The sequence below is a fragment of the Kaistia terrae genome (genome assembly GCF_026344005.1).
GTDB lineage: Bacteria > Pseudomonadota > Alphaproteobacteria > Rhizobiales > Kaistiaceae > Kaistia > Kaistia terrae.
Genome location: NZ_JAPKNH010000001.1, coordinates 960,460 through 974,012, shown reverse-complemented (window position 1 = coordinate 974,012; position 13,553 = coordinate 960,460). Strand labels below are relative to the sequence as shown.

Annotated in this window: 12 protein-coding genes and 1 tRNA gene; 6 read left to right on the top strand and 7 right to left on the bottom strand. The window is 63.3% G+C overall.

The window, feature by feature from the left end; genetic code table 11:
* Positions 1-128: 128 nt before the first annotated feature.
* Together OSH12_RS04495 and OSH12_RS04490 are read right to left on the bottom strand one after the other, a co-directional pair.
* The gene (locus OSH12_RS04495; RefSeq protein WP_266342278.1) at positions 129-2,066 is read right to left on the bottom strand and encodes an ABCB family ABC transporter ATP-binding protein/permease; all 1,938 of its coding nucleotides are present in this window, start codon (positions 2,064-2,066) and stop codon (positions 129-131) included.
* 133 nt (positions 2,067-2,199) lie between these two features.
* Complete coding sequence (locus OSH12_RS04490) at positions 2,200-3,783, bottom strand: LysM peptidoglycan-binding domain-containing protein (RefSeq protein WP_266342277.1); 1,584 nt, start codon at positions 3,781-3,783, stop codon at positions 2,200-2,202.
* Positions 3,784-4,012: 229 nt separating this feature from the next.
* On the opposite strand from OSH12_RS04490, the gene OSH12_RS04485 reads away from it, so the two are divergent.
* Entirely contained in the window at positions 4,013-4,615 is a 603-nt protein-coding gene (locus OSH12_RS04485; protein ID WP_266342276.1) for an LOG family protein, read from the top strand.
* Positions 4,616-4,668: 53 nt separating this feature from the next.
* Here OSH12_RS04485 and cimA read toward each other — a convergent pair whose 3' ends face one another.
* The 3 genes from cimA to cysS all read right to left on the bottom strand — a co-directional run bounded on the left by cimA (position 4,669) and on the right by cysS (position 8,258).
* A complete protein-coding gene (cimA, locus tag OSH12_RS04480) occupies positions 4,669-6,273 on the bottom strand; it encodes a citramalate synthase (protein WP_266342275.1) in 1,605 nt (534 codons plus the stop codon).
* Positions 6,270-6,482, bottom strand: a complete 213-nt coding sequence (locus OSH12_RS04475; RefSeq protein ID WP_266342274.1) for a CysS/YqeB C-terminal domain-containing protein — start codon at positions 6,480-6,482, stop codon at positions 6,270-6,272. The genes cimA and OSH12_RS04475 overlap by 4 nt, the downstream gene beginning before the upstream one ends.
* A gap of 246 nt (positions 6,483-6,728) precedes the next feature.
* Positions 6,729-8,258: a cysteine--tRNA ligase gene (gene cysS, locus OSH12_RS04470; protein ID WP_266342273.1), complete on the bottom strand. Its 1,530-nt coding sequence runs from the start codon at positions 8,256-8,258 to the stop codon at positions 6,729-6,731.
* Between the two features lie 13 nt (positions 8,259-8,271).
* Between cysS and OSH12_RS04465 the strand changes: the two genes are divergently transcribed.
* The 4 genes from OSH12_RS04465 to OSH12_RS04450 all read left to right on the top strand — a co-directional run bounded on the left by OSH12_RS04465 (position 8,272) and on the right by OSH12_RS04450 (position 11,884).
* Positions 8,272-8,502 (top strand): hypothetical protein, encoded by a 231-nt coding sequence (locus OSH12_RS04465; RefSeq protein WP_266342272.1) that lies wholly within the window; start codon positions 8,272-8,274, stop codon positions 8,500-8,502.
* Positions 8,503-8,609: 107 nt separating this feature from the next.
* Positions 8,610-8,795 (top strand): hypothetical protein, encoded by a 186-nt coding sequence (locus tag OSH12_RS04460; protein ID WP_266342271.1) that lies wholly within the window; start codon positions 8,610-8,612, stop codon positions 8,793-8,795.
* 93 nt (positions 8,796-8,888) lie between these two features.
* Positions 8,889-11,174, top strand: coding sequence for an NADP-dependent malic enzyme (locus OSH12_RS04455; protein WP_266342270.1), 2,286 nt, complete (start codon positions 8,889-8,891; stop codon positions 11,172-11,174).
* A 128-nt stretch (positions 11,175-11,302) separates the two neighbouring features.
* Positions 11,303-11,884 carry a hypothetical protein gene (locus tag OSH12_RS04450; protein ID WP_266342269.1) on the top strand — a complete coding sequence of 194 codons (582 nt, stop codon included), beginning with the start codon at positions 11,303-11,305 and terminating at the stop codon, positions 11,882-11,884.
* 338 nt (positions 11,885-12,222) lie between these two features.
* Here OSH12_RS04450 and OSH12_RS04445 read toward each other — a convergent pair whose 3' ends face one another.
* The gene (locus OSH12_RS04445) at positions 12,223-12,429 is read right to left on the bottom strand and encodes a cold-shock protein (RefSeq protein WP_018184614.1); all 207 of its coding nucleotides are present in this window, start codon (positions 12,427-12,429) and stop codon (positions 12,223-12,225) included.
* Between the two features lie 359 nt (positions 12,430-12,788).
* Between OSH12_RS04445 and OSH12_RS04440 the strand changes: the two genes are divergently transcribed.
* Positions 12,789-13,055 (top strand): hypothetical protein, encoded by a 267-nt coding sequence (locus OSH12_RS04440; RefSeq protein WP_266342268.1) that lies wholly within the window; start codon positions 12,789-12,791, stop codon positions 13,053-13,055.
* A 338-nt stretch (positions 13,056-13,393) separates the two neighbouring features.
* Here OSH12_RS04440 and OSH12_RS04435 read toward each other — a convergent pair.
* A tRNA-Val gene (locus tag OSH12_RS04435) sits at positions 13,394-13,468 on the bottom strand.
* Positions 13,469-13,553 lie beyond the last annotated feature (85 nt).

Below are 13,553 nucleotides of genomic sequence, written 5' to 3'. Positions count from 1 at the left end.
CCAGTCGTGTCGCATCCGGACGCCCGCTGAATCCTCCTCCGAGGCTTCGCTGCGCGAAGCACCTCAGGATGAGGGCGGAGCGGATGAGGCGTGGCACAGGGCATGAGAAAAGCCCGAACCAAGCGATCCTAGCTTACGGTTTCCATTTCTGCCTTCGGTCCGCGCACCACGATTCCGAGCGTATCCGTCTCCTGGACCCGGCGCAGACGCTCCGCAGCCTCGTCCGCTTCGCGCTGCCGATCCCACATCGAAGCATAAAGACCGCCCGTCAGCATCAAATCGCTATGGCGTCCGCGCTCGATGATCCGCCCCGCCTCCAGCACGATGATTTCATCGGCTGTCACAACTGTGGAAAGGCGATGCGCGATCACCAGCGTCGTGCGTCCGGCGGAGACACGGTCGAGCGCGCCCTGGATCTCGCGCTCCGTGTGGGTGTCGAGCGCCGAGGTCGCCTCGTCGAGAACGAGGATCGGCGGCGCCTTCAGGATGGTGCGGGCAATCGCCACGCGCTGCTTCTCGCCGCCGGAGAGCTTCAGCCCGCGCTCGCCCACTTCCGAATCGAACCCATCCGGCAGCATCTCGATAAAGCCGGCGATCTGCGCCATCTGCGCCGCTTCGCGCACTTCGTCCATCGACGCGCTCGGACGGCCATAGCCGATATTGTAGGCGATGGTGTCGTTGAACAGCACCGTATCCTGCGGAACCATGCCGATGACGGCGCGCACGCTGGTCTGCTGCACGTCGCGGATATCGACGCCGTCGATGGTGATGCGTCCGGCGGTGACGTCATAGAAGCGGAACATCAGACGCGAGATGGTCGATTTGCCGGCGCCGGACGGGCCGACGATGGCGACCGTCTTGCCGGCCGGAACTTCGAAATCGACGCCCTTCAGGATCTCGCGCGCCGGATCGTAGTGGAATGACACGTTCTCGAAGCGAACCGTGCCTTCCTTGACCACGAGCGCCGGGGCGTTCGGCTTGTCCTGAACCTCTTCCGGCATGTCGAGCAGGCGGAACATCGCCTCGACGTCAGCCAGGCCCTGCTTCAGCTCGCGATAGACCGTGCCGATGAAATTCAGCGGGAAGGAAAGCTGGACCAGCAGCGCGTTGATCATGACGAAGTCGCCGATGGTCTGCTCGCCACGCATGATCGCAGCACCCGACAGGGCCATGCAGATGGTCATGCCGGTCGTGAAGATCACCGTCTGGCCGAAATTGAGCCAGGCAAGCGACGTCCAGGTCTTGATCGAGGCGGCCTCATAGCGCTCCAGCGACTTGTCGTAGCGGTCGGCCTCCATCGCCTCATTGCCGAAATACTTCACCGTCTCATAGTTGAGCAGCGAGTCGACGGCCTTGGCGTTGGCGTCCGTGTCCGAAGCGTTCATCTCGCGGCGGATCGAAATGCGCCAGTTCGAGGCGACGATGGTGAACCAGACATAGGCGACGATGGTCACGGCGATCACCGCGACATAGGTCAGGTTGAACTGCCAGGCGATGACGACGGCTGCGAGCAGGAACTCGAGCAGCGTCGGGAAGGTGTTGAGGATGATGTGATCGACGATCGAGTCGATGCCCTTCATGCCGTGGTCCATCGTCCGCGACAGGCCGCCGGTGCGCCGTTGCAGATGGAAACGCAGCGACAGGCGGTGCATGTGGACGAAGGCGCGACGGCCGAGCTTGCGGATCGCGTTCTCGCTGACGCGGGCAAACAGCGCGTCGCGCATCTGGTTGAAGGCGTTGAGCAGGATTCGACCGACGCCATAGGCGACCACCAGCATGATCGGCACGGTGATGATCATCGCCACGCCTGCCTTGTCGCCGGCGGCGTTGGCGGGCGAGACGAGCGCGTCGGTCGCCCATTTGTAGAGGAATGGAATGCAGACCGTCAGGACCTTGGCGAGCACCAGGATGACGAGAGCGCCCGCCACGCGCATTTTGAGATCGGCGCGATCCTTCGGCCAGATGTAGGGCCAGAGGCTCGCAATCGTGGAGAACGCGGTCGCGTCCTTTTCTTCGTCCGGCACGCCCTTGGCGGGCTGCGGCTTGGCGCTTTGGTTCGCGCTCATTGGCGTCTCTCCAGATTATCGCAGGCGTCGCCGCGCGCGGGCGCAACGGCAAAACCGCGCCTCGGCATCGGGCCGGGCGCGGTGGAAAGAAGGAGCGCGCATCCGCGCGCTCCGCTCACATGGTGATTTTGACTCAGTTCGTCCAGTTCGCGTCGCCAGTCGGCAACACGAAGGTCTGGCCTGGATAGATCAGGTTCGGATTGCGGATCTGATCGTCGTTCGCCGCGTAGATCGTCGAGAAGCGAATGCCGCGGCCATAAAGGCGGCGGGAAATGCTCCAGAGATTGTCGCCGCGACGGATGATGACGTTCTGCGGGGCCGGCACATTGCCATCGGCGCTCGCGCCACCGGCACCGCCGCCACCCGCCACGACCGGCGAGAGCGCAGCCACATCGGCGGTGCGCTCGAACGGCACCTCAGCGCGGGAAACGACCTTGCCGGAATCCGGCTCAACCTGATCGGCGCGGACAACGCGGCGGCCGGGCTCGATTGCCGTCGGCGTCTCGAGCAGCCAGCGGCCACCCTCGCCCGGCTTGGCCTCGCCGATCGGCTTCTCGTCGACATAGACGCGAACCGGCGCGCTCGTCTTGGCGGAGCCGGCGACGAAGGTCTTGCCGTCCTCGACCTCGACCGCATCAACGGTAACCTGTGGCGCCGCGGCGGGCGGCGTAACCTCGGCCGTCTTGGTATCCGGCGACTTGGTATCCGGCATCGAGGCCGGCTGTTCGGCCGTCATCGCATGGGTTTGAACCGCGGGGGCGACACCAGGCTTGGTGTCGGGATTGGCAGCCTTGTCGGCCTCGGCCAGCGTATCCGCGTTCGCAGGCGCGTCTGGCGTCGCGGGCGCATCCGTCTTGGCAACTGCGTCAGGCTTGGCCGCCGTGTCGGGCTGGGATGCTGCTTCAGGCGTGGCAGCTGCGTCAGACTTAGACGCGGTGGCAACTGCGTCAGGCTTGACCGCGGTGTCAGGCCTGGCCGCGGCGTCCGGAGCAGCCGGGGCCGCGGCGGCGTTTTCTGGCGTGGCCGGTGTTTCTGTCCCGGCGGGCGCCGAAGGAGTCGCGGCGGCGGCAACCTGGGTTTCGCCCGCGACTTCGGGCTTTTGCAGGATCTTGCTGGCGGCGTCCGGCGTGTTCAGCACGACGAGCGCTTCGCCCTTGCCGGGCTCCTGCACCTGCACGGCGACGCTTTGCTCGGAAAGGCTTTCGGTCTTCTTGTCGGCCGACGTCGTGCGGATCGAGAGATCATGCGTGCCGGGGCTGAGCGGCTTCTCGATTGCCATCGCCCACTCGCCGCGCTCATTCGCTTCGGCGGTGGCGATCGGCGCGGAACCGTCCATCAGTTCGACCTTGGATTTCGGCGCGGCAAGGCCGGCCACCACGGTTTCGCCGGTCGGTTCTACGCGGACGATATCGAAGCTCGGCACGGAGCCTTCGGTCGGAATCGCGGCTTCGTCCTTCGCGGCCTCGGCCTTCTCGGCAGGCTTCGCAGCGGCGGCGGCTGCCGCCTCCGTGGGCTTGCTGTCGGCGGGCTTCGCGTCGGAAGCAACTGGCGCGGCATCGGGCGCCTTGGTTGCGCCGGCGCTCGTCGCTTCGGGCGCAGGCGTCGAAGCCGGCCTGACGACGAGGCCGTAATAGCCCCCGACCAGGATAGCGGCGGCCGCCGCTACGCCGGCAACGCGGCCGGAAGTCTTCGGTCCGGGAGGTGTCTTCTCAGCCATCGATGCACAAACCTGTCGCTCAAAACGGAACGGCTCTCGGGTTCCGCGCCCGGCGGGCTCAATTTCCCCTGCCGGAATCCGCCGATTCTTGGCTGTTTTCCCGGCATCTCATGGTTCTGTTATACCTGCTTTCCGCAGCGCGACAAGGCAGCGAAACCGCAGTTTTCGGGCGCTGTGATGCAATTGCCAGCGGCTTGACGCTTGCCCCTTTCGATGCGACGAAGCCCTCATGACACAGCTCTCCTCGATTTGCGTCTACTGCGGTTCTTCCGCAGGCGACGATCCGATCTATGCCGAATCCGCGCAACAGCTCGGCACGGCCATGGGCAATGCCGGCCTCGGCCTCGTCTATGGCGGTGGCGCCATCGGCCTGATGGGCATCACGGCCCGCTCCGTCATGGCCGCCGGCGGCCATGTGACCGGCATCATCCCGCAGTTCCTCAAGGAACGCGAAGTGATGCTGGAGACGGCGCACGACCTCGTCGTCACCGAGGATATGCATGAACGCAAGCGCATCATGTTCGAGCGTTCGGATGCCTTCGTGGCGCTTCCCGGCGGCATTGGCACGCTGGAGGAACTGGTCGAGATGATGACCTGGGCCCAGCTCGGCCAGCACAAGAAGCCGGTCCTGATCGCCAACATCAACGGCTTCTGGGATCCGCTGATCGTCCTTCTGCGCCATATGGCCGATGCCGGCTTCATCCGGAATGGCTTCGAGGTGAACTACATCGTCGCCAATACGGCCGAGGAAATCGTGCCGAAGCTGTTGGCCGCGCGCCATGCCCCGGCCCAGCGCATGGCTGCCGAGGCGATCCCGATTTCCGACCTCTGAAACGCCAACGGCCAGAGCTTTCGCCCTGGCCGTTTGTTTATGACGGGGCCAGCCTACCCCTTGGCCGGCTTCGCGCCGGAACGCACCAGCTTGTAGATGATCGAGTCGAGCAGCGCCTCGAACGAGGCGTCGACGACGTTTTCCGACACGCCGATCGTCATCCAGCTATCGCCGGTTTCGTCGCGCGTCTCGATCAGCACACGCGTCACCGCTTCGGTGCCGCCGTTCAGGATGCGGACCTTGTAGTCGATCAGCTCGAGATCCGAGATGATGTCCTGGTAGACGCCGAGATCCTTGCGCAGCGCCCGGTCGAGTGCGTTGACCGGGCCGTTGCCCTCTTCCACCGTCAGCAGACGCTCGCCGCCGACGATCAGCTTGACCACGGCCTCCGAGACGGAAATCTGCTTGCCGACCGCGTTGAAGCGGCGCTCGACGGTGACGTGGAAGCTCTCGACCGTGAAGTAATCCGGCACATGACCGAGCGTGCGGCGAGCCAGAAGCTCGAACGAAGCGTCGGCGCCCTCGTAGGAATAGCCGACCGCCTCGCGCTCCTTCACCTCGGAAAGCAGCGCGTCGAGACGACGGTCGCCCTTGTCGACGGTGATGCCGAGCCGTGACAGCTCTGCGAGCAGGTTCGAGCGGCCCGCCTGATCGGAAACCAGCACGCGGCGATGATTGCCGACCGATTCCGGCTTCACATGCTCATAGGTGCTCGGATCCTTGACGATGGCCGAGGCATGAATGCCGGCCTTCGTGGCAAAGGCCGACGCGCCGACATAGGGAGCCTGGCGATTTGGCGCGCGGTTGACGATTTCGTCGAAGCGGTGCGACAGCGCCGTCAGACCCTGCAAGCCTTCCATCGTCACGCCGATCTCGAACTGGTCGGCATAGACCGGCTTCAGCATCAGGGTCGGAATGATCGAGGTCAGATTGGCGTTGCCGCAGCGCTCGCCGATGCCGTTCAGCGTGCCCTGGATATGGCGTGCGCCACCACGGATGGCCGCCAGCGAATTGGCAACCGCCTGCTCGGTGTCGTTATGCGCATGAACGCCGAGATGATCGCCCGGAATGACCTTGGCCACCTCGCGCACGATCCGCTCGACCTCATCCGGCTGCGTGCCGCCATTGGTCTCGCAAAGCACGATCCAGCGCGCCCCGGCGTCATAGGCGGTCTTGGCGCAGGCCAGCGTATAGGTCGGGTTGGCCTTGTAGCCATCGAAGAAATGCTCGCAATCGACGAGCGCTTCCTTGCCGGCTGCGACGGCCGCCTCGACCGACTGGCGGATGCCTTCGAGGTTCTCTTCCTCGGTGGCGCCGAGCGCGATCTTGACCTGATAGTCCCAGGTCTTGGCAACGAAGCAGATCGCGTCCGAAGAAGCCGCGAGCAGCGTGTTGATGCCGGGATCGTTGGAGAGGCTGACCCCTGCCCGCTTGGTCATGCCAAAGGCGGTGAACTTCGCCCGGTTCGTCCGCTTCTCGGTGAAGAAGCGGGTATCGGTCGGATTGGCGCCGGGATAGCCGCCCTCGACATAATCGACGCCGAGCGCGTCGAGCATGCCGGCGATCAAGACCTTGTCCTCGACCGAGAAGTCGACACCATTCGTCTGCGCACCGTCGCGCAGCGTCGTATCAAAAAGATAAAGGCGCTCTTTCGTCATTCGGATTCTTCTTCTGGTGTCGCCTTGCGATCCCACGTGGTCCAGAACTCGCCGGTTGCTTCGTCCTTGCCGTCGATGATGACGAGGCCCATGGCGTCGAGCTGCTTGCGGATGGTGTCGGCCTTGGCAAAATCCTTGTCGGCACGCGCTGCAATACGGTCAGCAATGAGCTGGTCGATCAGGGCTTCGTCGAGCGGAATCTTGGTCATTGGTTTGTCTTTCTGGTTGGCGCGCGGTTCAGCGCGCGTGAATTCTTTGGCCGGACGTCGGGGCGAGCGCAGTCAACGGCAGCCCATTCGCCGTCATCCCCGCGAAGGCGGGGATCCATTCCGCTGAAGCGCCTGGCGTTAAAGCTCTTGGAATTGAAACTGCGATCTTACGGACCACGACGAACCCGGCTGCATGGATCCCCGCCTTCGCGGGGATGACGGACTGTGTGTGGGACGGGGCCGCGCTCAACGCTTCACCTCCCATGTCGTGACAATCTCGCCGGTCACCGGATCCTTGGCGTCCTTCAGCACGATGCCCATCCCGTCGAGCTCGGCGCGGATGCGGTCGGCCTCGGCGAAGTTCTTGGCACGCCGGGCTTCGAGACGGGCGGCGATGAGCGCATCGATTGCGTCATCCAGCGCCCTATCGGTTGCCCGAGCGAAGATCATTGCGTCTTCGTTGCCACCCCAGAGATGCCGATCGAGGCCGATGAAGTCCGCCGTTGCCGCCAGCGACTTAGCGGCTTCGGCGTTTCCACGCCGCGCTTCCCGCGCCAAATTATGCATCGCAGCCAGAGCTTGGGAGAAATTCAAATCGTCTGCCAAAGACGTGATCACGTCCTCGGAAACATTCCTTGGCGCGTCCTGCGGTGCGAGTGGAATACCTCGAACAATCTCGCGCCAGGCATTGATTGTTCCGGCGGCCTCTTCCAGAGCGCGCGCGGTCCAATCAATGGGTTGCCTGTAGTGCGTCTTCAGCATGGCCAGCCGCAGTACAGGTCCGCTCCAGATGCGCTCCCCAAAGCTTCCCGTTTCCAGCAGTTCGCGGATGGTGACGAAGTTGCCGAGGCTCTTCGACATCTTCTCGCCTTCGACCTGCAGGAAGCCGTTATGCATCCAGATATTGGCCATGCGCGGCGCATCGAAGGCGCAGCAGGACTGCGCGATCTCGTTCTCGTGGTGCGGGAAGACGAGATCGATGCCGCCCCCATGGATGTCGAACGTGTTCTTCAGCGGGTCGTCGCAATTCAGCCCGCCGCCAAACGGCTCCAAGAGCTTCGCCATCGACATGGCCGAGCATTCGATGTGCCAGCCCGGACGGCCGCGCCCATCGATGCCCGCCGGCGAAGGCCAGCCCGGCTCGTTTTCGGCCGAAGGCTTCCAGAGCACGAAATCCATCGGCTCCTTCTTGTAGGGGGCGACGTCGACGCGGGCACCGGCCAGCATCTCGTCGAGCGAGCGGCGGGCGAGCGCGCCATAGCGCGGCAGCTTGCCGTTCAGCTTGTCCATGGCCGATGGCGAGAACAGCACATGGCCCTCTGCCACATAGGCGACGCCGCGCTGAACGAGACGCTCAATCATCGCCTTCATGCCGTCGATATGTTCGGTGGCGCGCGGCTGTTCCGTCGGCGGCAGGCAGCCAAGGGCCGCCACATCCGCCTGGAACTGCGCGTCGGTCTTCTCCGTCACCAGACGGATCGCCGCGTTGAGCGGCAGATCGGGATAGTCGACGGCGGCGCGTGCGTTGATCTTGTCGTCCACGTCCGTGATGTTGCGGACATAGGTGACATGATCCGGGCCATAGAGATGGCGCAGCAACCGGAACAGCACGTCGAAGACGATGACGGGGCGCGCATTGCCGATATGGGCGAAGTCATAGACCGTCGGCCCGCACACATACATGCGGACATGGTCCTTGCCCGTGACGGGATCGCGGAGGAGCGGCGCGAGAGCGTCCTTCTCCTTGGTCAGCGTATTGTAGAGGCGCAGTGTCATTGAACGATCCCGAATGAACAAAAGCGCGCCGGCCTTGGCGTTCGTCTCTATCGGAATGGAACAGAGGAACGGCCTCAGCCAGCGTGAGCTAGCCGGTAATAATCCCGCAGCAGGTAATGCCGTTGAAACGCGGAAAAGCCGTCATGCCAGCGTGATGCAGGAATTCGCCCGTAGCGTCAAGACGCAAGCCATCCACAGTCCCGCCATCAACGTCACCAAAACCCTAAGATCGGGACAATTTTAATCAAATCGCAATCATTCCGAACGCAATCTAAACGCAGGTTTCAGGTTGGGTTCAGTTGCGGGGGCGCAGGATCCGACGATCGACCTAAGGCTTCTGGAGTATCGCGTATGGCCACCCGTTCGTTCTTCGCCGTCACCCTTTTTGCAACCTTGGTCGGTATCGGCCTGGCCGAACTCGTCCAGCGCCCCTCGCATTCCGACCTCCGCGATCCGCGTACCTCGGCCATCAGCATGTGCATGACCAAGGGTATTGCTTGCGGTGCTGCGACTCGTTCGAACTTCGCGGCTTTCTGACACTCATTCGCTCGCCTCGCTTGCCCTGATCGGCTAGGACGGAAACCGGCAGGGTAACTGCCATCCATCCGTATCGTTCGCAGGCAAGATTAAATGACCGAAAAAAGCCCGGCGGGCGCCGATCTCGACGAGAGCGCGCTCTTCTATCACCGCTTCCCGCAGCCGGGAAAGCTTGAGATCCGGGCTACCAAGCCGCTCGGCAATCAGCGCGATCTGGCGCTGGCCTATTCGCCTGGCGTCGCGGCACCCTGCCTCGCCATCGCGGCCGACCCTGCCAAGGCCTTCGACTATACCGCCCGTGGCAACCTCGTCGCCGTCATCTCGAACGGCACCGCCGTGCTCGGCCTCGGCGCGATCGGCGCATTGGCCTCGAAGCCGGTGATGGAAGGCAAGGCCGTCCTCTTCAAGAAATTCGCCGGCATCGACGTGTTCGACATCGAGGTCGAGGAACGCGACATCGACCGGTTCGTCGATGTGGTCGCCGCGCTGGAGCCGACCTTCGGCGGCATCAACCTCGAAGACATCAAGGCGCCGGAATGCTTCGAGATCGAGCGCAAGCTGCGCGCCCGCATGAAGATCCCCGTCTTCCATGACGACCAGCACGGCACGGCGATCATCGTCGGCGCCGCCGTCATCAACGGCCTGAGGCTGAAGGCGAAGCCAATCGCTGAGGCGAAGATCGTCTGTTCGGGCGCGGGCGCCGCGGCGCTTGCCTGTCTCAACCAGATGGTGGCGCTTGGCGCCAAGCTCGAAAACATCTGGGTCGCCGACCTGGAAGGCGTTGTCTATGAGGGCCGCGAAGTCCTGATGGACCAATGGAAGTCCGTCTTCGCGCAGAAGACCGACAAGCGGACGCTGGCAGAGATCATCGACGGCGCCGACGTGTTCCTCGGCCTCTCGGCCGCCGGCGTGCTGAAGCCCGACATGGTCGCCCGCATGGCTGAGCGGCCGCTGATCCTGGCGCTGGCCAACCCCAAGCCGGAAATCATGCCGGACGACGCCCGCGCCGTGCGCCCGGACGTGATGATCTGCACCGGCCGGTCGGATTTTCCCAATCAGGTCAATAACGTACTCTGCTTTCCTCACATTTTCCGCGGCGCGCTCGATGTCGGCGCGACGACGATCAACGAGGAAATGAAGCAGGCGGCGGTGCATGCCATCGCGGCGCTCGCGCATGAAGAGCCGTCCGATGTCGTGGCCCAGGCCTATGGCGGCGTGCAGCTCTCGTTCGGGCCGGACTACCTGATCCCCTCGCCCTTCGATCAGCGCCTGATCCTGCGGATCGCGCCGGCCGTGGCGAAGGCGGCGATGGACTCCGGCGTTGCAACCCGGCCGATCACCGATTTCGACGCCTATATGGACCGGCTGACGCGCTTCGTCTTCAAGTCCGGCCTGCTGATGAAGCCGATGGTCGCTGCCGCCAAGCAGGACGTGAAGCGCGTCATCTACGCCGATGGCGAGGACGAGCGCGTTCTGCGCGCCGCCCAGGTGGCGCTGGAAGATGGAATGGCGCAGCCGATCCTGATCGGCCGCCCCTCTGTGATCGAGGTGCGCGTCAAGCGCTTCGGGTTGCGGTTCAAGCCGGGCGTCGATTGCGAGATCATCAACCCAGAGGACGACAAGCGCTATCGCGACTATGTCGATCTCTACCTCGACAAGATGGGCCGGCACGGCATCACCCCGGATGCGGCGCGCACCATCGTCCGCACCAATGCGACCGTCATTGGCGCGCTGGCGCTGATCCGCGGCGACGCCGACGCGCTGCTTTGCGGCCTCGAAGGTCAGTTCCGGACCAATTTCCGGGTCATCCGCGACATCGTCGGCCTGCGGCCGGGCAGCCATGCCTATTCGGCCATGAGCCTGCTGATCTCGTCCGGCGCGACGACGTTCCTGACCGACACCTATGTCAACGAGAACCCGACAGCGGAAGAGATCGCCGAAGTGACGCGGCTTGCCGCCGACCACATTCGCCGCTTCGGCATCACTCCAAAGGCGGCGCTGCTGTCGCATTCGAATTTTGGCTCTCGCGATAATGCTTCGAGCGCCAAGATGCGCCGGGCGACCGAATTGCTCTGGGAGACGGCGCCGGACCTCGAAGTCGACGGCGAAATGCATGGCGACTCCGCACTTTCGGAAACGCTGCGCGCCCGCGTCATGCCGAAGTCCAAGCTGACAGGCGAGGCTAACCTGCTGGTGTTCCCGAACCTCGACGCCGCCAACATCACGATGAACGTCGTCAAGGTGATGACCGACGCGCTGCATGTCGGCCCGATCCTGCTCGGCGCCGCCAAGCCCGCCCATATCCTGACGCCGTCCGTCACCTCGCGCGGCATCGTCAACATGACGGCGCTCGCGGCGGTCGAAGCGCAAAGCGTCTGATCGATCCGGTTCGAACCATCCGCGCGGATGGTTCGATGGGCAGCAACGTGATCTAAATCATGGCCGGTCCAGATTGGGCCGGCCATTCATGTTTGTCGGATATCTCTCTCGAAACGAGTCCAGTCAGAATGACCAGCCCGGCTGACGACACCGTCGATCTTTATCTGAGCGATATCCATAACTTCTTCCAGACACCGGAAGTCGATCCGTTCCTCGGCGAGAATATCGAGGCGTCGGGTATCGATCAGCTGATCGACACGATGAATGCCCGCCCCGGCGGCAAAAAGGGCATCAGCAGTATCGTCATCCACTTGCCGGAAGCGATGATCGAACCCGGCCTGCCGGCCAAGGTGAGCATCGCCATCACCAACTACTGCAACGCGCAGATCCGCCTCGCCGTGCAGAAGAAGCGCGAGATCTGGCTCGAGGGGCGAAAGGCGCTGCGCATCGGCCTCGTGTTCTGGGGCATCTGCCTGGCGCTGTCGCTGCTGTTCGAAGAGCTGATCTTCAAGGGCAATGCGGTCGGTCGCCTGTTCGGCGAGGGCTTTATCATCGCCGGCTGGGTCGGTCTCTGGCGTCCGGCCGAGCTGCTGCTCTACGACTGGCGCCCCTATTCGCGCGAGATGAAGCGCTATGAGGAAATCAAGGCGATGAACGTCCGCATCGTGCCGCGCGTCGGCGGCGACGGACAACTGGCGATCCCGCTCTGAAAGGCTCTCGTTCCGGTGCAGCACGTCGTTGCACAAACGAAGGAAGCCCTCACCCAACCCTCGCCCGCAGGCGGTAGAGGGCTTTTCCGCCGGCGCTTTGGTGGGATCGAGCCCCCTTGGGCGGACCGGTTCGCCGTGGGTCCAATTTGCTCGCCGTGTGTCGAATTGGCTCTGCTGGGTCCTGGTGGCTGGCCCCCGCAACGGGACACGACCCACCCCCTCTACCGCTTGCGGGAGAGGGCTGGGGTGAGGGCCTAGCTTCCGCCCCGCAGAAATCCAGACACAAAAAAGCCCGGCGCTAAGCCGGGCTCTTCGATTTCAAGTCTGGGCCTTAAGGCTCAGACAGCAGCGAGATTCGAAGCCTTGGTCTTGCCGCGATCGCTGATGACGTCGAAGGAAACCTTCTGGCCTTCATTGAGCGAACGCATGCCGGCTGCTTCAAGAGCGGTCACATGCACGAAGACGTCCGGACCACCGGCGTCAGGCGCGATGAAGCCGAAGCCGCGCGTGGAATCGAAGAACTTAACGGTGCCAATATCGGCCATTTAGAAAACTACCTTAGTCATTCACGCCAGCACCATGCCAGCGCGCCTTCGAAGCGAACCGGACCGGGAGCACCACCGGCAGCCCATAAGGCGCGCGGCAACATTCACCGATCAAGTTCGCAAACCCAACCAGAGCATCTGATCAATCGTCAAACGATCAGGGAAAACCAGAAACGGAGTACATCCGTCCGCTTCAAACGTGGACGACCGCTGCATTGACGAATGCGCCTGTCGAACTCCCGCTCTGTTCGGCTGGGATGAGAGACCCTAGACGAATGAAACGGTAAATGCAAATTATTCTTCAAGTCATTTTTGGACGAGCCAATGTGGCCGGCTGATCTTCCCATGCTGCCGGATCGATGAGCGATAAAAAACGCATCATAAAAGACCGACTCTTTAAAGCATTTTTCTGCTATAAATTTAGCATGGCACATACATTTAAAGTTGGACAACGGGTCACCATGGACAGGAGCAAGATTTTCAGCTCGGCTCCCGGCACCTATCTCATCATCGCAGCCCTCCCCGAATCCGGCGGCCGGCTGCAGTACCGCATCAAGAGCGAACTCGAAAAACACGAACGCGTCGCCGAGCAAAGCCAGCTCCACCTGATGCTGGAACAGGCCTGAGCGCCCCACCCTTTGAGAACCTATCGGACAGTCCGTCGCGCGCGGCGCGGCTGTCCCAACGGGCAGAGCCCCCTCTGACGCCCTACCCCAGCCAGAAACAGCCAATGAGGCGCAGCAAGCCTGTCGCCGGGACACCATCCCTGTCTGCCCTCGTCGAGAAGCAGTGGGGCGATCGCGGGACATTTCCTGAGACGAGCGTTTGGGATGACGCAACCATCAAGCAGCCGCACCCGGCAGCGGGCCGACCCGCCATCGCGTCCAAGCCCGATCGCTGCCCGCAAATCACCTGGAAAGGGTGATGCGAGCCAACTCAATCGCTGCCGATGAAGAAAGGAAAATGGTGGGCGGTACTGGGATTGAACCAGTGACCCTTCGCGTGTGAAGCGAATGCTCTCCCGCTGAGCTAACCGCCCTTGCCGACCGGAGAAAGCGTTCCGGGGAAGGTGGCCGGATATAGATTGCCGTGGCCGATCAAGTCAAGCCGGGCCGCCACCTTAT